General features: G+C 41.9%; 20 protein-coding genes. 6 read left to right on the top strand and 14 right to left on the bottom strand.

Annotated elements, in window-relative coordinates:
* Positions 1-43 precede the first annotated feature (43 nt).
* Both V7Z64_RS04940 and V7Z64_RS04935 read right to left on the bottom strand, forming a co-directional pair.
* Positions 44-1,225 carry an acetyl-CoA C-acetyltransferase gene (locus V7Z64_RS04940; RefSeq protein ID WP_297991289.1) on the bottom strand — a complete coding sequence of 394 codons (1,182 nt, stop codon included), beginning with the start codon at positions 1,223-1,225 and terminating at the stop codon, positions 44-46.
* Positions 1,226-1,390: 165 nt separating this feature from the next.
* On the bottom strand, positions 1,391-3,529 hold the full coding sequence (locus tag V7Z64_RS04935; RefSeq protein WP_297991325.1) for a (Fe-S)-binding protein: 2,139 nt from the start codon (positions 3,527-3,529) through the stop codon (positions 1,391-1,393).
* Between the two features lie 88 nt (positions 3,530-3,617).
* On the opposite strand from V7Z64_RS04935, the gene cls reads away from it, so the two are divergent.
* A complete protein-coding gene (gene cls, locus V7Z64_RS04930) occupies positions 3,618-4,796 on the top strand; it encodes a cardiolipin synthase (protein ID WP_026011874.1) in 1,179 nt (392 codons plus the stop codon).
* Positions 4,797-4,828: 32 nt separating this feature from the next.
* Here cls and argS read toward each other — a convergent pair whose 3' ends face one another.
* From argS to V7Z64_RS04910, 4 genes are all read right to left on the bottom strand, one after another.
* Positions 4,829-6,499, bottom strand: a complete 1,671-nt coding sequence (gene argS, locus V7Z64_RS04925; protein WP_136260471.1) for an arginine--tRNA ligase — start codon at positions 6,497-6,499, stop codon at positions 4,829-4,831.
* Positions 6,496-6,933 carry a DUF1934 domain-containing protein gene (locus V7Z64_RS04920; RefSeq protein ID WP_012576220.1) on the bottom strand — a complete coding sequence of 146 codons (438 nt, stop codon included), beginning with the start codon at positions 6,931-6,933 and terminating at the stop codon, positions 6,496-6,498. The genes argS and V7Z64_RS04920 overlap by 4 nt, the downstream gene beginning before the upstream one ends.
* A gap of 104 nt (positions 6,934-7,037) precedes the next feature.
* Positions 7,038-8,255 (bottom strand): RNA-guided endonuclease InsQ/TnpB family protein, encoded by a 1,218-nt coding sequence (locus tag V7Z64_RS04915; RefSeq protein ID WP_116052123.1) that lies wholly within the window; start codon positions 8,253-8,255, stop codon positions 7,038-7,040.
* Positions 8,252-8,854: an IS607 family transposase gene (locus V7Z64_RS04910; RefSeq protein WP_009362398.1), complete on the bottom strand. Its 603-nt coding sequence runs from the start codon at positions 8,852-8,854 to the stop codon at positions 8,252-8,254. Before V7Z64_RS04910 ends, V7Z64_RS04915 begins: the two co-directional genes overlap by 4 nt.
* A 422-nt stretch (positions 8,855-9,276) precedes the next feature.
* Here V7Z64_RS04910 and V7Z64_RS04905 point away from each other — a divergent pair, with 422 nt between their 5' ends.
* Positions 9,277-9,738, top strand: coding sequence for a hypothetical protein (locus tag V7Z64_RS04905; RefSeq protein WP_238148428.1), 462 nt, complete (start codon positions 9,277-9,279; stop codon positions 9,736-9,738).
* 50 nt (positions 9,739-9,788) lie between these two features.
* Positions 9,789-10,355 (top strand): VanZ family protein, encoded by a 567-nt coding sequence (locus tag V7Z64_RS04900; RefSeq protein ID WP_019416436.1) that lies wholly within the window; start codon positions 9,789-9,791, stop codon positions 10,353-10,355.
* 105 nt (positions 10,356-10,460) lie between these two features.
* Here the strand turns inward: V7Z64_RS04900 and speB are convergent, their stop codons facing one another.
* Both speB and speE read right to left on the bottom strand, forming a co-directional pair.
* Complete coding sequence (gene speB, locus V7Z64_RS04895) at positions 10,461-11,333, bottom strand: agmatinase (RefSeq protein ID WP_019416437.1); 873 nt, start codon at positions 11,331-11,333, stop codon at positions 10,461-10,463.
* A 12-nt stretch (positions 11,334-11,345) separates the two neighbouring features.
* Complete coding sequence (gene speE / locus V7Z64_RS04890; protein WP_297989181.1) at positions 11,346-12,173, bottom strand: polyamine aminopropyltransferase; 828 nt, start codon at positions 12,171-12,173, stop codon at positions 11,346-11,348.
* A gap of 175 nt (positions 12,174-12,348) precedes the next feature.
* Here speE and V7Z64_RS04885 point away from each other — a divergent pair, with 175 nt between their 5' ends.
* Positions 12,349-14,400, top strand: a complete 2,052-nt coding sequence (locus V7Z64_RS04885; RefSeq protein ID WP_297989178.1) for a transglycosylase domain-containing protein — start codon at positions 12,349-12,351, stop codon at positions 14,398-14,400.
* A gap of 138 nt (positions 14,401-14,538) precedes the next feature.
* On the opposite strand, the gene V7Z64_RS04880 is transcribed toward V7Z64_RS04885, so the two are convergent.
* Both V7Z64_RS04880 and V7Z64_RS04875 read right to left on the bottom strand, forming a co-directional pair.
* Entirely contained in the window at positions 14,539-15,045 is a 507-nt protein-coding gene (locus tag V7Z64_RS04880; protein ID WP_019416439.1) for a YwhD family protein, read from the bottom strand.
* Between the two features lie 17 nt (positions 15,046-15,062).
* Complete coding sequence (locus tag V7Z64_RS04875; protein WP_026011434.1) at positions 15,063-15,731, bottom strand: site-2 protease family protein; 669 nt, start codon at positions 15,729-15,731, stop codon at positions 15,063-15,065.
* Positions 15,732-15,861: 130 nt separating this feature from the next.
* Between V7Z64_RS04875 and V7Z64_RS04870 the strand changes: the two genes are divergently transcribed.
* Positions 15,862-16,050: a 2-hydroxymuconate tautomerase gene (locus V7Z64_RS04870; protein ID WP_003397075.1), complete on the top strand. Its 189-nt coding sequence runs from the start codon at positions 15,862-15,864 to the stop codon at positions 16,048-16,050.
* A gap of 10 nt (positions 16,051-16,060) precedes the next feature.
* Here the strand turns inward: V7Z64_RS04870 and V7Z64_RS04865 are convergent, their stop codons facing one another.
* The 3 genes from V7Z64_RS04865 to V7Z64_RS04855 form a co-directional block, all read right to left on the bottom strand.
* The gene (locus V7Z64_RS04865; RefSeq protein WP_009361001.1) at positions 16,061-16,573 is read right to left on the bottom strand and encodes a YwgA family protein; all 513 of its coding nucleotides are present in this window, start codon (positions 16,571-16,573) and stop codon (positions 16,061-16,063) included.
* A 12-nt stretch (positions 16,574-16,585) separates the two neighbouring features.
* Positions 16,586-17,908 carry an HD domain-containing protein gene (locus V7Z64_RS04860; RefSeq protein ID WP_019416442.1) on the bottom strand — a complete coding sequence of 441 codons (1,323 nt, stop codon included), beginning with the start codon at positions 17,906-17,908 and terminating at the stop codon, positions 16,586-16,588.
* Positions 17,909-18,032: 124 nt separating this feature from the next.
* The gene (locus V7Z64_RS04855) at positions 18,033-18,257 is read right to left on the bottom strand and encodes a DUF1450 domain-containing protein (RefSeq protein ID WP_003397078.1); all 225 of its coding nucleotides are present in this window, start codon (positions 18,255-18,257) and stop codon (positions 18,033-18,035) included.
* Positions 18,258-18,402: 145 nt separating this feature from the next.
* On the opposite strand from V7Z64_RS04855, the gene V7Z64_RS04850 reads away from it, so the two are divergent.
* Positions 18,403-19,074 (top strand): RsfA family transcriptional regulator, encoded by a 672-nt coding sequence (locus V7Z64_RS04850; RefSeq protein ID WP_019416444.1) that lies wholly within the window; start codon positions 18,403-18,405, stop codon positions 19,072-19,074.
* An 86-nt stretch (positions 19,075-19,160) separates the two neighbouring features.
* On the opposite strand, the gene V7Z64_RS04845 is transcribed toward V7Z64_RS04850, so the two are convergent.
* Positions 19,161-19,822: nucleotidyl transferase AbiEii/AbiGii toxin family protein (locus tag V7Z64_RS04845; RefSeq protein ID WP_297989158.1), on the bottom strand; the 662-nt coding region annotated here is incomplete at its 5' end.

The raw sequence follows: 19,822 nt of genomic DNA, 5'->3' as shown, positions 1-19,822 counted from the left end.
CCAGCGCCAACAACCATTACTTTTTTCATCGCCCCATCCCCCGTTAATAAACTTCAATCATGATCGCATCGCCTTGACCGCCACCGCTGCAAATCGCTGCGATGCCAGTGCCGCCTCCGCGACGTTTTAATTCGTGAATAAGCGTAATAATGATGCGCGCCCCACTTGCTCCGATCGGGTGCCCAAGCGCGATCGCGCCGCCATTGACGTTTACTTTTTCTTCAGGCAAGTCAGCAATTTTCATGCTCGCTAAAGCGACGGAAGCAAACGCTTCGTTAATTTCAAATAAATCAATGTCGTTTACTGTTTTTCCTGTTTTGCGCAACAATTCATTGATGACGATGCCTGGCGTTTTTGGGAAATCTTTTGCCTCGACCGCAATCGCCGCATGTGCGACAATCGTCGCAAGCGGAGTGAGACCTTCCTTTTGCGCCCGTTCTTCGCTCATTAAGACGAGCGCGGCAGCCCCATCATTGACCCCTGGTGCATTGCCTGCGGTAATCGTTCCCGTCGGATCAAAAACTGGTGCAAGTTGCGCTAATTTTTCAAGCGATGTATCCTTTCGTGGTGATTCATCAACCGCTACCGTGATCGGTTCTCCTTTTCGTTGTGGAACGGTGACAGGGACAATTTCTTCTGCCAATTTGCCGCTTTCGATCGCCGCAATCGCTAATTGATGGCTTCGATACGCCCAACGATCTTGCTCCTCGCGCGTAATGCCTAACTCTTTTGCTGTTTCGCTTCCGTAAATCCCCATATGCACGCCTGTAAAGCTGCATGTCAATCCGTCATATACCATCATATCTTTTACCGTTGAATCTCCCATGCGCAATCCCCAGCGCGCTTTCGGCAACATATACGGCGCATTGCTCATCGATTCCATTCCCCCAGCCACGATCACATCGGCATCACCTGCGCGAATAATTTGATCGCCGAGCGTGACGCTACGCATCCCTGAGGCGCACACTTTGTTGATCGTCTCCGTTTTCGTCTCCCACGGAATGCCTGCCTCTCTTGCGACTTGTCGCGATGGGAGCTGCCCTTGTCCACCTTGCAATACCGTGCCGAAAATGACTTCATCGACATCTTCTGCACGAACGTTTGCGCGCACTAACGCCTCCTTGATCGCCTTTCCACCGAGCTGCGCTGCGCTAAATGAGCTTAAACTTCCACCAAACTTTCCGAATGGCGTGCGTACCCCGCTAACAATGACCGTTTTCCCCATGTTTCTCCCCCTTTTCGTAATAAGAAAGCCCTTTCAAAAATGTTGAGCGAACGCTCGTTCAATTATGGACGGGCAAAGAAGGCGCACGCAACCGTACACCTTCCTATTGCTTTCATTATACTTAAAATATCTTAAAAATAAAACTATTTATTTTTTTTAGAATTTTTAATGAACCGGGCCAAATACAGCTTTTTCTAACAGTTCAGCTACATCATACGTACCTACTTTTTCTTCGACCTCTTTCGCTTTCGTTCCATCCGAAAGCATCGTTAAACAGTACGGACAGCCGGAGCTAATAACTGTCGGATTCACCTCAAGCGCTTGTTCTGTCCGCGCCACGTTAATGCGCGTGCCTGTCGTTTCTTCCATCCACATTAATCCACCGCCTGCACCACAACACATACCGATCTCGCGATGACGTGCCATTTCGACGAGTTTTACTCCCGGAATCGCTTTCAATATTTGACGCGGCGCATCGTATACGTCGTTGTATCTACCTAAATAACACGAGTCGTGGAATGTAACGACCTCGTTTACTTCATATTTCGGAACGAGACGACCTTCGGCAACGAGCTTCGCTAATAGCTCCGTATGGTGATATACTTCCGCTTCAAATCCGAAATCCGGGTATTCATTTTTAAATGTGTTATACGCATGAGGGTCAATCGTCACAATTTTTTTCACACCTGCTTTTTCAAACTCTGAAATATTCGCTGTCGCTAATTCTTGGAATAAAAATTCATTTCCTAAACGGCGTGGCGTATCGCCAGAGTTTTTCTCCTTATTGCCTAAAATCGCAAATTTCACCCCTGCCTCGTTTAGTAAGCGCGCAAAAGCTAGCGCAATTTTTTGGCTTCGATTATCAAACGATCCCATCGAACCAACCCAGAATAAATATTCGAATTCTTCCCCTGCTTTTTGCATTTCTTTTACTGTCGGAATGCGTACATCTTCACGCAATTCGCGCCAGTTTTCTTTTTCTTTTCGGTTTAGTCCCCACGGATTTCCTTGGCGTTCAATATTCGTCATCGCCCGTTGCGCATCTGGATTTAACTTTCCTTCTGTTAGTACGAGATAGCGGCGCAAATCAATAATTTTATCGACGTGTTCATTCATGACCGGACATTGATCTTCACAGTTGCGGCACGTCGTACATGCCCAAATTTCTTCCTCGGTAATGACATCGCCAATTAAGTTTGGCAGTTCGATCGTTGCCGCTTGTTCTTGCATTCCTTGCGCCATGAAAGCGAGCTGGTTCCCTTTCGTGTTAGCAAACGCAAACGTTGGCACCCAAGGAGCTTTCGATGTAATCGCTGCCCCTTTTTCTGTTAAATGGTCGCGCAATTTTAAAATGAGGTCCATCGGCGATAACATTTTTCCTGTTCCTGTTGCAGGGCACATGTTTGTACAGCGCCCGCATTCCACACAGGCATATAAATCGATCAGTTGGGTTTGCTTAAAGTCTTCGATTTTACCAACGCCAAACGATTCTTGTGTTTCGTCTTCAAAGTTGATTTTTTCAAGTTTTGGCCGCGTTAATCGGCTGAAAAAGACATTAACTGGCCCAGCGATTAAATGCGCATGTTTCGATTGTGGCACGTACACTAAAAACGTTAATAAAATAAGCAAGTGCACCCACCAAGCGACAAAAAACAATACCGCCGCACCTGTTTCCCCTACCCAGCCAAACGCGAGGGCAATGGCTGAAGCGACAGGCTCGCTCCACGACGTCCCTTCGCTATGCCAAATGCGGCCCATGCCGTTACCGAACAACACGGAAAGCATAAGTCCACCGATAAAAATGAGCACAAGCCCTGCTTTCAAATCGCGCTTTAAACGGACAAGCTTTTCAATGTAGCGACGATAAAACGCCCATAAAACAGCCACTAAAATAAGTAATGTCACAATTTCTTGGAAAAACGTAAACGCTGGATACAGCGGTCCGAGCGGCAAGTGCGCCCCTGGGATAAGCCCTTTAATGATGAAATCAATGGCACCAAACTGTACGAGAATAAAGCCGTAAAAGAACATGACGTGAATAATGCCGCTTTTTCTGTCTTTTAACAGCTTTTTTTGCCCAAAGACGTTCACCCATATGTTTTGCAGACGCTCTTTTACTTTCCCATCAAACTCCACTTTTTTCCCTAGCTTAATATAGGCGATGCGCGTTTTGACGAGATACACGAATAAATGAACGGCGTACGCTGTCACAAGTAAAAAAGCGATCCAGTTCAACCAAAGCACGATACTCTTCCCCCTTTGTTGTGAAAATAAAATAAATTTTCTGAACAAACTTACTTTCATTATATAATGAATGAGCATTCAGTCAATATTTTTTCTTATTTTTTATTTTCTTTTTGGGGAAACTACGACAACGAAAGGAGTGAAGACATTGCGCTGGCTCGTCATTGTTATCATTTTATTGTTTCTTCTTTTACTTGATTATAAATGGGGAGACAAAGTTGCAAAAAATGCCGCACGGAAAAAAATCGGCATCGAACGACAAAGCGATATCACGCTATTTACGACGGGTGAAACGCTGTTCGATGATTACTTTGCAGAGTTAGAACGAGCAAAACATCATATTCACATTTTATTTTATATCGTGCGCGATGATGAAATGGGACAACGCTTTTTTTCTTTACTTGAACAAAAGGTAAATGAAGGGGTAGAAGTGCGTCTGCTCGTCGATTGGGTCGGAAGTTTCGGACTACCGTCTTCCCTTCGACAAAAAAGCGGGCAATTCGCCTTTGCGAACCGTCCGACATTGCCGTTTTTTTTCTATAAGCTAAACGAGCGAAATCATCGCAAAATTACTGTCATTGACGGAAAAATCGGCTATTTAGGCGGGTTTAACGTCGGAAAAGAATATATCGGTCAAGATCCGAAGTTTGGCCATTGGCGCGACTGTCATTTAAAAATAACGGGGGAAGGGGTGGCTGATTTACAACGGCAGTTCGCAGAAGATTGGAAAGAAGCAACGGGGCCATCGTTTGGAGATGATGAACGATATTTCCCATCTCTTCAAAAAGGAGCGGTAAAACATCGATTTCTTCCGACAAACGGGGCGTATTTGGAAGAGGAGTTTATTGAGCTCATCAAGCACGCCAAACGGGAGATCGTCATCGGTACTCCGTACTTTATCCCGAGTAAAAAAATGATGAATGCTCTTTTGGAAGCGATAAAGCGTGGGGTGCAACTAACGGTTATCGCACCGATCCAAGCGGATCATCCGTTTGTGAAAGAAGCTTCATTCCCTTATTTTCGTCAGCTTCTTCATGCAGGCGCTCATATTTATCAGTTTTATAACGGGTTTTACCATGCAAAAGTGATCGTCATTGATGATGACATATGTGATATCGGCACCGCAAATTTCGATCGCCGCAGTTTGTTTATCAATTACGAGATGAATTGTTATATATATGACAAACCGTTTATTCAACATGTGAAACAAACGATCGCTCGCGATATCGACACATCTACATTGTTGACAGCGGAATATTTCCGTAAGCAATCGTGGCTTCATCGCTTCAAAGAAGCCGTTGCAACGATGTTGTCTCCATTACTATAAAAAGCCCTTCTCGACCGAGAAGGGCTTTCGTATTACATTTTTTCTGGCGCATGTACTCCAACGAGCGCTAAAGCATTTTTTAATGTAATTTGCACCGCTTTCATGAGCGCTAGGCGGGCGCGGCTTTTTTCAACGTTCGCTGCATCAAGCACTTTTTCTGCATTGTAAAAACTATGAAGTGCCGATGCGAGATCAAAAATGTAGTTCGTCATGCGATGTGGTGAACGTTTCACAGCTGCCTCTGCCACAGCGGAAGGAAATTCCCCTAGCTTTTTCAATAAGTCAATTTCTTTTTCCGCTAATTCGTATGTGAATGACAAATCACCGTCATAACGCCATCCTTGTTCCTCGCCTTGACGCAGCATGCTGCATACGCGTGCATGAGCATATTGCGCATAATACACAGGGTTTTCGTTCGATTGCGATACGGCTAAATCCATATCGAAATCTAAATGCGTATCCGATGAGCGCATCGCGAAGAAATAGCGCGTTGCGTCTAATCCGACTTCTTCCATTAAGTCACGCAACGTCACCGCCTTTCCTGTCCGCTTGCTCATGCGCACTTTTTCACCGTTTTGATATAAACTGACGAGCTGAATAATTTCAACTTCTAATACATCCGGATCGTACCCGAGCGCAGCGATCGCCGCCTTCATGCGCGGAATATAACCGTGATGATCCGCTCCCCAAATGTTAATAATTTTTTCAAAGCCGCGCTCAAGTTTATCTTGATGGTATGCGATATCTGGTAATAAATATGTGTACGTTCCATCTTGCTTAATGAGCACACGGTCTTTGTCGTCGCCGAATGTCGTCGAGCGGAACCATGTCGCGCCATCTTGTTCATAAATATGACCTTTTTCACGTAACGTTTCAAGCGCTTTATCGATTTTTCCGTTATTATAAAGCGACGTCTCCGAATACCAAACGTCAAATGTGACGCGGAAGTCTGCTAAATCTTTTTTAATTTTATCCATTTCAAACGCTAATCCGTACTCACGGAACAGCTGAAGCCGTTCTTGTTCATCAAGCGTGACAAATTTGTCGCCATGTTCTTCCGCTAGCTTTTTCCCTAATTCAATAATATCTTCACCGAAATATCCATCTTCCGGCATATCTTTCTCGATTCCGAGCGCTTGAAAATAACGTGCTTCTACCGATTTCGCTAAGTTGGCAATTTGATTGCCGGCATCGTTAATGTAATATTCACGCGTAACATCAAAGCCTGCTTTTTTCAAAATGTTGCATAATGAATCGCCAACCGCTGCTCCACGAGCATGTCCTAAATGTAAACTACCTGTTGGGTTTGCTGAAACAAACTCAACTTGCACTTTTTGACCTTGACCGACGTTTGTTTCACCGTATGCGTCCCCTGCTTGTAAAATGGCGGGAACGAGCTCTGTTAAATAACGATTGTCCATGTAAAAATTAATAAATCCTGGTCCAGCAATGTCTACTTTTTTCACGAACACAGCTTCACCGTTAAAATGACGAACGATGTCTTCCGCAATCATACGCGGCGCCTTTTTCGCCACGCGCGCTAACTGCATGGCGACATTTGTTGAATAATCACCGTGCGCTTTATCTTTCGGTGTCTCTAAAATGACGCTTGGCACGTCTGCTTCTGTCGCGACCCCTGAACGAATGACCGCTTCTTTTATTTCTTCTTTTAACTTTTGTTTCATTTGTTCAACAATATTCATCGCTTTGCCTCCTTAAACGAAATCGTCACCGCATGACGACCAACATGTTTCCCTGATAAGTGAAGTATGTAAGAAAAAAACAACTGCCCTTTTTTCGTTTTCTCGTTATACTGATACAGCACTTGTTCTGTTTTTGTTTTCATTTCCCAGCGCGCCACTGGGCTTTCGTACGTGCCGATCGTTTCCGACTGTTTACGAAACGTATGGCGCATCGAAATGGCACCAGAGCGAAGCACGACAACTTCATCATTGGCGATTTTTACGACGTTTTTAATCGTTTCTCCTTCATGCGTCTCTTCAAACGTCACATACGTCGCATCTCCTTTTAAGTAGTATAAACCATTTGCCTCGATGACAACAATTTCTTTTCGCACGCCATCACGAATTTCTGTCACTTGCTTTAGTTGTATCGGTATTCCGTTCACCTTCCCCACACCCTCGCTGTTGTTGTGACTGTAGTTAAGTAGGTTATCAATTTTATTAAAATCATAAAATCATGGGAAAGATTTTAACAAAATTGTTTATCCGTCCACGTCGTTTAAGCGACATGTACTCGGATCGGGTGTAACCCCACACCCACTATCCCATTGGCAAACGCCTTTGGGAATACTTTTCTCATGATGTTGTATGCCCCATTGACATCTGCGTGGATGAGCGTTCCGTTTTCAGATTGAAACAGCCCACGCTTGATGCGCGTTCCTTTGTATTCCTTTTGTTTCTTCATTTCTTCCATGTCTAAAAAACTGCATTTCGATGTATAGCTTTCTTCTGTCACGATGACACGAATGCCATGCTGTACCGCTTTGTACTGCAACTGATGAAGAAACGTTTGATACGGAATGTGAACGAACGCTTGATTTGTGCGCTTTCCGAGATGGACTTCACGCTTCCAATCTTTATTCATCCCCACCACAATCGTATCGCAGTCTAAAGCCAGCGCATGTTTGATGACAAAGGCACTCGCTTGGTGCATAAAGTTTTCTACGATGCGGTTTCGTTTTTCTGTCATTTTGCTCATTCGTTTTGTCCAATCGAGTCCATTCATCTGTTTCGCTACTTTGCGGTAGTGGCTCATCTGTTTGTTGTAGTATTGATTGACGGATTTTAGACCTTTACCATTGATCACGATCGGTTGTTTCCCCACATTGTTCACAATGGTTGCGAAGTTATCTAAACCTAAATCAATACTGATATATCTGTTGTGATCTTGTTTTTGCGCTGGGATAGGAATTTTGTAAACGACTTCGACGATGATATGGCGGTGTTTCGGAATGAATCGGACTTGTTGTAGCTTCCCTTTCATGTTTGTCTTTAACCGAAACCCTTGAAAACAGATAGGAAATATTATATGATCATCGACGACTTTGCATGATTGATTCGTTAGCACAAGTACATATCGTCCGTCTTTTTTGAGATATTTGGGCGGTTTCGGTCTGCCTGTATATTTGTCTTTGTTTTTTGTCCAATCTTTCATCGACTTAAAAAATGATTGCCAATTTTGATGCAACATTCTTAACGTTTGTTGGGCACATTGAGCCATTGGCATCGCTCGATAGTCTGTATCCATCCCTTCTGTTTTCAGCAGCTTGTCTAGCTTGTTGTAAGAAAGATACGTGCCGTGTTGAAAAAACGTTTGCCTCACTTGATAGTTGGCGAAGTTGTACAAGTTTTTTGACCGAAAACAATACTCGTCGATCATCGGATAATACGGATGAGTGGCGCAAATCATATGCCTTTCCACTCGATTCGCCATCATGACGGAAGTTCTCCTTCGCTTAATATTTGCTTGATCTTCTCGCCTTTTCTTTTGCTGTACATCTTCATGGAATAACAATGCAACAGGCTGATGATTTCTTCAAATATTTCCTCGCTGTCTAATTTTTCAGAACCCACTTCGCTCATCACAACAATTTCACAATGGTATTTTTTAAACAAATGGTGAAATAATTCAAAACCCACTCTACTCAACCGATCTTTGTAACTAATGACAACTCTTTCAACTTTTCCAGCCAACACATCATCAAGCATACGAAAAAAGTCTTTTCTCTTTTCAAAACTGATGCCACTTGCAATATCTGAAAAAACTTTGGATACAGAATAGCCATTCGCAAAACAAAATTGTTTTAGCATCTGAATTTGATTTTCTAAATCGGCTTTCTGTTTTGGTGTAGAAACTCTGGCGTAGATATATGTTTTTCTTTCCACGCCTTTATTAAACAATTGATATACACTTTCTTTGTCATAATCATATCTTCCGTTAGGCAAGACATGGACTTTTATGATTCCTTCTTTTACATATTTAGTGAGCGTTGGTCTTGATATTTGCAACAACTCTAATACTTCTTTCGCTTTCATCTCATCACCTCCTACTTATAATAACAAAAATAACTATACTTTTGAATGCTTTTCATTAAAATTTTTAATATTTTTAAACAAATTAATTAAAATTTTTCAACCTAGAAAAAAGTTGAATGCACACAGTAGCTCAGGCAGTAATGTGCAATTTAGAATTAAAAAACAAAATTTTATATTAATGACTCTCCACCAAAAGTTGTACTTGATTTTTTGTAATACGCTCTACCGAAGCTTGTGAGAAACAATCAGCAAATCAATGATTTTTGCACATTCTTGTTTAGGGAAGCGTATCACTTGTCAAGTACATCTTTTGGTGATGAACCATATTAATTTAAAAATAAAAAATTGTGGAATATACGGATATACATGTATAGAAAAAAACTTTATAATAAAGGAAAATGATGAAAACTTAGGAGGTCATAATGATGAGAGCAAGAATTTGCACAATATCTGTTGTGCTTATCATATCGATTGCGACATTAACCCCTGTAATTGTATCGGCGATATCCTCTTCTTATTCGTATAGTGCTGTTTATATAGTTGATGGAAAAGCTAACGGAATATACCACAGTTTAAGGAAAGGGACGGCTACAATAGATGGTCACGCTTTTTACAATGGCAGCAAGGAAAACTGGGCTGACGGCGTTACCCCACCAGGAGAAACAGTAACTTATTGCCTTTACAGAGAAAAAACAGGGTTTGATACTAGCTATGGGTGTGTGAATCATTATGTATCAAAAAATAATGATAAAAATAATGTGGCAGAAATAAAAGAATCTTTCCCATCAAAATTAGATTCTGATTCTTCGAGATACTATTTAGTTATAGTAAAAAGCAATAATGGATGGAAAATAGTCGGCAGCGGTACATTATCTACACCATAGAAACTTTTTAAACTTTTTATTAAAAAATATTTCTTGCAAGGTGATACTCAATGAGAATATATTTCGAAGGTCCTATTTTTGTTATGGTTTTTATTGTAGGTGTATCGCTCATATGGTTGAGATTCAGCAAAGAGCCTATACGTTTCTTTTTTTTATCATCTTTCTATCTGTATATATGTTTACTGATTAGATATACACAATTCCCTATCACTTTATTTACTCATGTTCCCTTTAAGCAAAACATGGATGAAGTAATAAATATCGTCCCTCTGATTAATTTGAATCGCACTTTTATCAACTATATATTAAATATTTTTATGACCATTCCTTTTGGATTTATATTTCCTCTCATAAGAAAAATAAGTAGTAAAAAAATGATCTTTTGGAGCATTTTTGTTCCGATTATCATTGAAGGCGGGCAATTACTCCAATTTTTTTTAACATCATATTCCGAGCGGATTATAGATATTAATGACATTTTGATGAATACGTTGGGGATCTGGATCGGTTACTTTTTATACCATATACTTGTTTTTTATGTAGAAAAGTATATAAAAATGAATAACGACGTTAAAAAAAGTTCTATCATTAGCTTCATTATTCATCATCATGAATAATGAACAAAACTGTATAAACATAAAAAAGTATGGATCATATATACAAAAGATTATTCATTCATTTTCTTCAAAAAATCCCTGTCGCGCAGACAGGGATTTTCGTCTTTATTTCACCCAACCGAGAAGCATTTCGCGTACAAGCTTGCTTGCTGTGTTGGCTGTTTGTTCAGAGTGGTCATATACCGGCGCCACTTCGACTAAATCTGCTCCGACAACGCGCACATCGGAACGAGCGATCGCGTGAATCGCAGCTAATAGTTCTTTTGACGTAATGCCGCCAGCATCGACTGTTCCTGTTCCCGGCGCATGCGCTGGATCTAATACGTCAATGTCGATCGTAACATATACCGGACGACCTGCAAGCGTTGGAAGCACTTCTTTTAACGGTTCAAGCACGTCAAATTTCGCAATATACATCTCGTTTTGTTTCGCCCACTCAAATTCTTCTTTCATTCCTGAACGAATACCGAAAGAATATACGTTTTTCGGCCCAATGAGTTCCGCAATTTTACGAATTGGCGTAGAATGCGACAACGGCTCGCCTTCATAATGCTCGCGCAAATCCGTATGGGCATCCATATGAATAATCGCTAAATCGGGATACTTTTTATATACCGCCTTCATCACCGGCCAAGACACTAAATGCTCTCCGCCAAGACCGAGCGGAAACTTTCCCGCTTCCAATATGCGATCGACAAACTGTTCAATCATATCTAAACTGCGTTGCGCGTTACCGAACGGTAAAGGAATGTCACCCGCATCAAAATATTTCACTTCATCGAGCTCACGGTCTAAATACGGGCTGTATTCCTCAAGCCCGATCGACACTTCACGAATGCGCGCCGGACCGAAGCGAGAGCCTGGGCGATAGCTAACTGTCCAGTCCATTGGCATCCCATAAATAACCGCTTGGCTTTCTTCAAAATTTGGATGGCTTTTAATAAATACGTTGCCAGAATACGCTTCATCAAATCGCATCGTTTTCTCCCCTTACTTCACTAAGTCTTCAACAAATTTCGGCAATACGAAGCACGCTTTATGAAGCTGTTTTGTATAGTATTTCGTTTCAATGTCGTGGAAGCGCTCTTCGCTTACTTCAAGCGGATCATATTTTTTCGAACCGAGTGTAAACGTCCACATGCCGCTCGGATACGTTGGAATGTTCGCGATATATAGACGTGTAATCGGGAAAATTTCGCGCACATCGCGTTGAACAGTGCGAATTAAATCCGCTTTAAACCACGGATTGTCTGTTTGCGCAACAAAAATGCCGTCGTCTTTTAACGCTTTCGCAATGCCTGCATAAAACCCTTTTGTAAATAGATTGACCGCTGGACCGACTGGCTCTGTCGAGTCAACCATAATGACGTCGTATTCGTTTTCGCTTTGCGCAATGTGCATAAAGCCGTCGTCCACTTTCACTTCAACACGGGGATCGTCTAATTGACCAGCGATTTCTGGCAAATATTTTTTCGAATACTCGATGACTTTTCCGTCAATTTCAACAAGCGTCGCTTTTTTCACGCTTGGATGCTTTAACACTTCGCGAATGACGCCGCCGTCTCCACCGCCAACGACAAGAACGTTTTCTGGATTCGGATGCGTAAATAGCGGAACGTGCGCAACCATTTCATGATAGACGAACTCATCTTTTTGCGTTGTCATCACCATTCCGTCTAAAATAAGCATGTTGCCGAATTGTTCTGTTTCAACCATATCGAGCTTTTGGAATTCCGTTTGCTCTGTATGTAAAGTGCGTTTAATTCGTGCTGTAATCCCAAAGTTGTCCGTCTGTTTTTCAGTAAACCAAAGTTCCATATTGAACACCCTTTCGTCAATAATGCACCGCTTATCATGCCCAAAAAATAAAATGCTAAACATGAAAAAGTATAGAGCAATCTAGCAAAATTTCAAGTAAAAATTGCTAGAAAACGTTTAAAAAAATAAAAATGTTTTCATACTAATTTTAAACGTAAAAAATGAGGTGATGGCTATGGAGATGATTGCCATCGAACGATGGAAACGAACGTTTAAATATATGCGGCTATTTCTTTGGCTCGCTTTTATTGGCAGCTTATTATGCACGCTTACGATCGCAGGTCTCATTATATTTGCCAAATGGAAAGGCCCTCCTCCTTTAGCCGTTCCGCAATCAACGATTTTTTATGCGGAAGACGGCACAAAAATTGGGGAAAACCATTACGGCGGAAAAAGATATTGGATTCATCTATCCGATATGTCGCAACACGCCATTGATGCAACGATTGCGATAGAAGACCGAAAATTTTTCGAGCATTACGGTTTCGACTTTAAGCGAATTGCCGGAGCGATCGTTGCGAATATGAAAGCGATGGGGAAAGTGCAAGGAGCAAGTACGATTACGCAACAATATGCGCGCAATTTATTTTTAAGCTACGAAAAAACGTGGTGGCGCAAAATACAAGAAGCGCTATATACCGTCCAGTTTGAAGCAAACTACGATAAAGAAGACATTTTAGAAGGATATTTAAACACGATTTACTACGGACATGGCGTATATGGAATTGAGGCAGCCGCAAATTTTTATTTCGGAAAATCCGCCCGTGAATTGACGGTGGCGGAAGCGGCGATGCTTGCTGGGATCCCGAAAGGACCGAGCTACTATTCCCCGCTTGTCGATATGGAGCGAGCAAAAAAGCGCCAACGCATCGTTTTGCAAGCGATGGTTGAGGCAAATGTTTTATCAAAAAAAGAAGCTAAACAAGCTGCGAACGAGCCGCTTCATTTCTCAAACGGCGAGCAAATGAAAACAAAAACGATTGCCCCATATTTTCAAGATGCAGTCAAACATATGTTGAAAACGGTGCTTGGACTCGATGAAGAAACGATTGAAATGGGCGGATTGCGTGTGTATACAACGCTCGATATCGACATGCAAGCAATCGCAGAAGCAAAAATAAAAGAAACGATTCATTCGCAGTCAAACATTCAAGTGGCGCTTGTCGCCATGGAGCCGAAAACAGGCGAAGTGAAAGCACTTGTCGGAGGGCGCGACTATGAAAAAAGCCCGTTTAATCGCGCGACACAGGCAGAACGTCAACCCGGCTCAACATTTAAACCGTTTTTATACTATGTGGCGCTCCAACATGGGTTTACACCATCGACGCTATTGCGGAGCGAGGCGACGACGTTTACGCTAGAAGACGGCTCGACGTATACACCGCGCAACTTTAACAACTACTACGCGAACGATACGATTACGCTTGCCCAAGCGATTGCTCTTTCCGATAACGTCTATGCTGTAAAAACACATTTGTTACTCGGACAAGAAAAGCTTGTTGACATCGCGAAACAACTTGGCATCACAAGCAAACTGAAACAAGTGCCGTCGCTCGCGCTCGGTACAGCGCCCGTTAAAGTCATTGATATGGCGCGCGCCTACAGCATTATCGCTAACGGCGGAAAAAAAGTCGAGCCGATATTTATAAAAAAAGTGACGAATTACGAAGGAAAAGTGCTATACGAACAACGGCGAAGCGATGAACAAATACTCGATCCAGCGCTTGCTTTTGTGACGACGCACTTAATGACCGGCATGTTTGATCCAACGTTAAATGACTATGCTTCTGTGACAGGGCAATCGATCATTCCGCGCATCACTCGCCCTTATGCTGGCAAATCAGGGACGACGAAAACAGACAGTTGGATGATCGGTTATACGCCGCAGCTCGTCACAACCGTTTGGACAGGATACGACCGCGACAAAACGATTGATCGCACCGATGAAAAACAATATGCGAAACATATTTGGGTCAATTTCATGGAAGATAGTTTACGTGGAAGAAAGGTCGCGACGTCCGAACCGCCGGAAGGGGTCATTGGTGTATATGTCGATCCTCATAGCGGGAAGCTTGCGACAACCGCTTGTCCGATAAAACGGTTAAGCTATTATGTCGTCGGCACCGAGCCAACCGACTACTGCAAAGACCATCCAGCTGAAAAGAAAAAGAAGAAGAAACAAAAAGAAAAAGATTCGTGGTTTAAACGACTGTTCGATTGGTTTTAAACATAAACGCCCAAGCTCATATGCTTGGGCGTTTATGTGTCCTAGTTTTATCATGTGTTACATTTGTACCTTTAGTTTACTCCTTTTCCCACTCAACGACAAGTATAGACCTATTTTCGTTCACAAAACCGTCACATTTTATCCATGATTTTGAAGCTGTCGTTTTAACTCCTCGCTCGAACGGTCCCACATGTCGCGGTTATGCTTTTGTAAAAATGAAGCTAATACTTCTTTTGACCGCTCATCCATATGGTCAACAATAATATGGCGCTTTAACGATTTGTCCATGCGATTGACGTGCTCAGGAAGCGATTTATACCCGCGGCGCACTTCGCGATCAACCGTCATTTCGCATGCTGTCACCCCCGCATAATACGCCCCTTCTTCCGCCTGATCGACCGTTACCCATACGAGCCAATACGGCTTGCCGTTTGGCACTTCATCGCGATTCGGAGTAAATTTAATTCCCTTTTCGACGACACTGCGCGCATGCATCGCTCCCATATCAATGAACGCCTCGCCAGCTTCGACATCGATAATGACCGGCGAAACGTTTGCGAGACTGAGTACCCCTGTGCCGAACGTTCCGTGCACTTTCGGCTCTTTTTTAATAATATTAAACATCGGCTTTTTTTTCTCTTCCACAATCGTTCATCCTTTCATCATAAAATAAGCGTTGAAAATATACTTTGTAGCCATTGGGCAACAGCTGGAATGGCGACATGAAAAACCGGCTGAATCGTATATCGATCTAACGGCGTAAAAATAAGAATTAAAAAGATGAGTGCCCCGTAATTTTCAAATTGCGTCATTTTCGCACGCACATGCATCGGCGCCAAGTCTTCGACGATGCGATATCCATCAAGCGGTGGAAACGGCAATAAGTTAAAAACGAACAATAAAATATTCAGTCCGATATAAATTTCAAAAAACTGATACAATCCGTCACGAAACCATACCGGAATAAAATCAAATACACCGATGCGAATCATCGCATACCATAAAGCGAAGCCGATAGCCGCAAGCAACAAATTGCTGAGCGGACCGGCAACAGAAACGAGAATGCCCGCTAGACGCGGATGACGAAAATAACCGCGATTCACAGGTACCGGACGCGCCCAACCAAATCCGGCAATGAAAATAAGCAACGTTCCTAATATGTCTAAATGAGCAAGCGGCGACAACGTTAGTCTTCCTTGTTGTTTCGCCGTCGGGTCACCAAATTTATACGCCACGTATGCGTGCGCAAACTCATGAACAGAAAATGCAATCGCAAGCGCCAACACGACATACGGTATTTCTCGAATTGGATATGCTAAAAATTGGTCCACGTTCCTTCTCCTTTTCAAACTTTTTTCATTTTTTCATTATTATACACGAAAAACAGGCGGAAGCACTACTGACAACGGTCGATGCGTGATATAATAACGATTGTGAATAAAGGAGAAAGGGGCGATCACGATGCCATATGTAACAGTAAAAATGCTTGAAGGTCGCACAGAAGAACAAAAACGAGCACTCGTCGAAAAAGTAACAGAAGCCGTTGCGGAAACGACAGGTGCACCGAAAGAAAAAATCGTCGTTTTTATTGAAGAAATGTCTAAAAATCATTACGCCATTGGCGGAAAACGATTAAGCGACGAAAGCTGACAGGGGGCTGTCAGCTTTTTATGTACGCTTGTGTGCGTAACTGTTCGATGTAACGATACGCTTCTTCCATTTCTTCTTCCGTGTATCGTTGTTTGCTTTTTAATGTAAATACTTTTTCTTTCACTTCATCTTTACTTAAATCTTCAAAATAAAGAATAGTAGAAACAAGCTCTAAAAATCTCGCGCTTTGTTCATTTAAACTGCGCAAACAAACATCTAAATCAGGCATGTCCAAATTGTAATGCGTTAAAAATTGCTTGCCCGCTTCCGTCAACGCATAACGATATTGATAATATCCGCCTTTTTTCTCTCTCATTTCTTGCACAAACCCGACGTTACATAACTCTTCAATGCGCAATGTCAACTCTTCCGAATACGGGCCGTAAAAATGAAAATCAAATTTTTCGTAAAAAGGAAAGTTCATTTTTTTCGCAATGTAAATCATTTTTTGCAGCTTTTTTCGTCCAACAATCTCCCCGACTGCCGCTAACGCTTTCAACATTTTCGCATGTTCGAAAAGCAACGTCCCCATCTCCTATTCATATAAAAGTTGTTTTATTTTTTTCTTCACGTTTCGTTTTGTCGATAAGTCATCAAGAAAATCTTGTGGAAAATATAATTTATGATCGGTGCGACGTTTGCCTGAAATCGCATCAACGATCGTCGATTCCCGCGACAATTCGCGTAACTCCCCGCTTGGCATTAACAAATAAATGGGAAGCCTTTCTTCTTCTTCCCCCGGACGATAAAAGTCGTACGGAAGATCGGATGAGGAGTCAACGACTAAATAATAATCCGGATCAATGCCCGCTTTTTTAAACAACGTCGTCAGTTCCATCAACTTTTTCATTTCTTCATTCGTCGGTTGAAATTCGACGTATTTAAATAAATTACGATTCATAAAACGACGGCATAAATCGCTTAAAATCGCATCTCGTTCATCTTGCCATTGTTGAAAATAATATAATGTAACCGCCTCATCTAATTTTAAGTAGTCTTCTAGTTGCACGTGTCCATGAAAAAGAGATTGGAAATGAACAGGAGGTGTTTGAAATGTATAGCCTGTCAAATATAAATGTTTCGCACGATGCAAAATTTTCGTCAAAATCACTTCTGCACTGCGCGTCACGGGATGGAAATACACCTGCCAATACATTTGGTACCGGCTCATAATGTAATCTTCTACTGCGTGCATGCCGCTTCGTTTAATGACGACTTGCTCCTCGCGTGGACGCATCACGCGCAAAATGCGTTCCATATCAAAATGCCCATAGCTGACGCCTGTATAATATGCATCGCGCAATAAATAGTCCATGCGATCCGCATCAATTTGGCTTGAAATGAGACTAACAACGAGCTTATTTTCATACGTCTTCGCAATGACTTCTGCAACCTTTTTCGGAAAGTCTAACGATACACGACGAAGCACCGCGTTGACTTCTGTATCGCCTAAAATAATCGCTCGTGTAAATTGTTCATGATCAAGATGAAACACTTTTTCAAACGAATGCGAAAACGGTCCATGTCCTAAATCGTGCAAAAGCGCGGCACATAAACAAAGCAGCCGCTCGTTTTCATCCCAATCCGCACGACCAGCGAACACATCGTCAACGATGCGACGCACGATTTCATATACACCAAGCGAATGGTTAAAACGACTATGTTCGGCACCGTGAAACGTCAAATACGTTGTACCGAGCTGTTTAATGCGACGCAACCGTTGAAATTCTTTTGTACCAATTAAATCCCAAATGACTTTATCACGCACATGCACATACCGGTGCACCGGATCTTTGAACACTTTCTCTTCGCTCAATTTTTCGTTGGGATACAATCCTTCTCCCTCTCTTCCGTTCATAACATAGCTTTATTATAGAGCGTTCTATGAAAAAAACAAAGACTTCCTTCAATGACATATACCAAAATCAAACAAAAAAGGCATTCCTCTCGCATAGAATGCCCCTTGATCGGTAACCGCCACCTTATTTTTTCAACTTCGCAGCAATTTTTTCGATTAACTCGTCTTCCGTCATCGCTGATACAGGTCGATTGTTGACGAACGCAAACACTTTTTTTCGACCTGGACCGCAATAAGACTGGCAGCCAATTTCGATTGTTGCGTTCGGATCTAATTTTTTTAGCCTTGGCAACAACGTTTTTAAATTCGTCGCTTGACAGTCGTCACAGACGCGAAATTCATTTTGCATACCGTCCTCACTCCTTTTCGCTAACGAGTATTCTAACGCGTATGCGCGAACAATGCAAGCTGCATCTATTTCCTTTTAAAAATAGTATATATTTCTCGTTTTTTGGTGATTATGAAAGTAAAAGAATGCGAAAGGGGTTTTTTTCATGACAAAAAAACGACAAGATGCTTGGACTGAAGAAGAAGATTTATTGCTAGCTGAAACGGTGTTGCGCCATGTGCGCGAAGGGAGCACGCAATTAAATGCGTTTGAAGAAGTGGGCGATAAGTTGAATCGTACGTCAGCGGCATGCGGGTTTCGCTGGAATGCGGTCGTCCGCCAACAATATGAAGAATCGTTACAAATGGCGAAAAAGTTCCGAAAACAACGGCAGCGAGCACTTGGAAATAAACACGCATTGCGAAAACGGCCGCTTTATACACCACCTGTTCCTTCGCTTGAAGAGTTAGGAATGGAACCGTTAGAAGTGCAAGCAAATGAATATGAACATGTCGAAACAGATCATTTGACGCTTGATCATGTCATTGCTTTTTTACACTCTTTAAAACAATCGTATATCGGACAAGAAACCGCGCTAGTGGAAAATAAACAGCTGAAGATTGAGCTCGAACAACTACAACAACAATATAAACAACTAGAACAACAATTTACAAAACTTCAAAAAGAAAATGAAGAATTACGCGAAGATTACGGAACGATGGCACGCATCATTAACCGTGCAAGACAAATGGAAATTTCAGAGGATGAATTTAAACCACCTATTTTCAAAATGGATCGTAACGGAAACTTAGAAAAAATCGAAAAGATTGCCGAGTAAAAAAGAGCCTGACAAAAAAGTCAGGTTCTTTTAGTTCGTTTAAACTACCCTAATGGTTTTTGATTTTCGAACGGTTTTCTTCTTGATTACTCCCATTCAAGAGTAATTTTATTCCACTTTTTAAAATATTCTTCCTCTTTCAAAATGGAGTCATATACAGGAAAAAGAAAATCTCGAATCTTCCTCATGACGAAGGAGAAGTGTAGATCTTCTTTTATACCCATTCTTTGCAAAAATGCCTTCCACTGTTTGTTTCGACGCTCATCTTCTGCAAAAGAACATAAAAACATAGGACGGTCTTTTTCTAAATTTGTTCCACGTCTCTGAAACGTTTCAAATATTGCTTCCCATAAAATACGCCCATCGAAATTTTCAGTTGATAGAAGCGTGAAAACATCATAAAAATCCTTCATTCGACTGTTAATAACAGATAGTGAGATCATCGCTTCGAACTTTTCAGCTATTACTGAATAAGTGGAGTAAACTTGGATTTCAGGGGGATTCATGTTTAATAAAGTAGGGTACTTCATCTCTTTTGGTTTTGGGATGACGACGTCACCAAACCCAATATCTAATTGCAATTGCTTTCTTATTTTACCAAGCGATGCTGAGACTTTAATACGCACTCCTTCATAATTAGCGTCCTCTTTGATTCGTTCAACGGTCATTCTATTTACATCAAATTCGACTCCATCTTCTTCAACGGTTAAAGCACAAATTGATTCAAACACAGATTTAATATATTTTA

Origin of the sequence: Anoxybacillus sp., assembly GCF_036834105.1 — a bacterium.
Lineage (GTDB): Bacteria > Bacillota > Bacilli > Bacillales > Anoxybacillaceae > Anoxybacillus.
This window is presented reverse-complemented; position numbering and strand designations above follow the sequence as displayed.

Excerpts from the sequence above, each read along its gene's own strand:
- V7Z64_RS04940 (WP_297991289.1), bottom strand. The coding sequence starts at position 1,225 with ATGGGGAAAACGGTCATTGTTAGCGGGGTACGCACGCCATTCGGAAAG.
- V7Z64_RS04935 (WP_297991325.1), bottom strand. The coding sequence starts at position 3,529 with ATGAAAGTAAGTTTGTTCAGAAAATTTATTTTATTTTCACAACAAAGG.
- argS (WP_136260471.1), bottom strand. The coding sequence starts at position 6,499 with ATGAATATTGTTGAACAAATGAAACAAAAGTTAAAAGAAGAAATAAAA.
- V7Z64_RS04915 (WP_116052123.1), bottom strand. The coding sequence starts at position 8,255 with ATGATGGCGAATCGAGTGGAAAGGCATATGATTTGCGCCACTCATCCG.
- V7Z64_RS04910 (WP_009362398.1), bottom strand. The coding sequence starts at position 8,854 with ATGAAAGCGAAAGAAGTATTAGAGTTGTTGCAAATATCAAGACCAACG.
- V7Z64_RS04905 (WP_238148428.1), top strand. The coding sequence starts at position 9,277 with ATGATGAGAGCAAGAATTTGCACAATATCTGTTGTGCTTATCATATCG.
- V7Z64_RS04900 (WP_019416436.1), top strand. The coding sequence starts at position 9,789 with ATGAGAATATATTTCGAAGGTCCTATTTTTGTTATGGTTTTTATTGTA.
- speB (WP_019416437.1), bottom strand. The coding sequence starts at position 11,333 with ATGCGATTTGATGAAGCGTATTCTGGCAACGTATTTATTAAAAGCCAT.
- speE (WP_297989181.1), bottom strand. The coding sequence starts at position 12,173 with ATGGAACTTTGGTTTACTGAAAAACAGACGGACAACTTTGGGATTACA.
- V7Z64_RS04885 (WP_297989178.1), top strand. The coding sequence starts at position 12,349 with ATGGAGATGATTGCCATCGAACGATGGAAACGAACGTTTAAATATATG.
- V7Z64_RS04870 (WP_003397075.1), top strand. The coding sequence starts at position 15,862 with ATGCCATATGTAACAGTAAAAATGCTTGAAGGTCGCACAGAAGAACAA.
- V7Z64_RS04860 (WP_019416442.1), bottom strand. The coding sequence starts at position 17,908 with ATGAACGGAAGAGAGGGAGAAGGATTGTATCCCAACGAAAAATTGAGC.
- V7Z64_RS04855 (WP_003397078.1), bottom strand. The coding sequence starts at position 18,257 with ATGCAAAATGAATTTCGCGTCTGTGACGACTGTCAAGCGACGAATTTA.
- V7Z64_RS04850 (WP_019416444.1), top strand. The coding sequence starts at position 18,403 with ATGACAAAAAAACGACAAGATGCTTGGACTGAAGAAGAAGATTTATTG.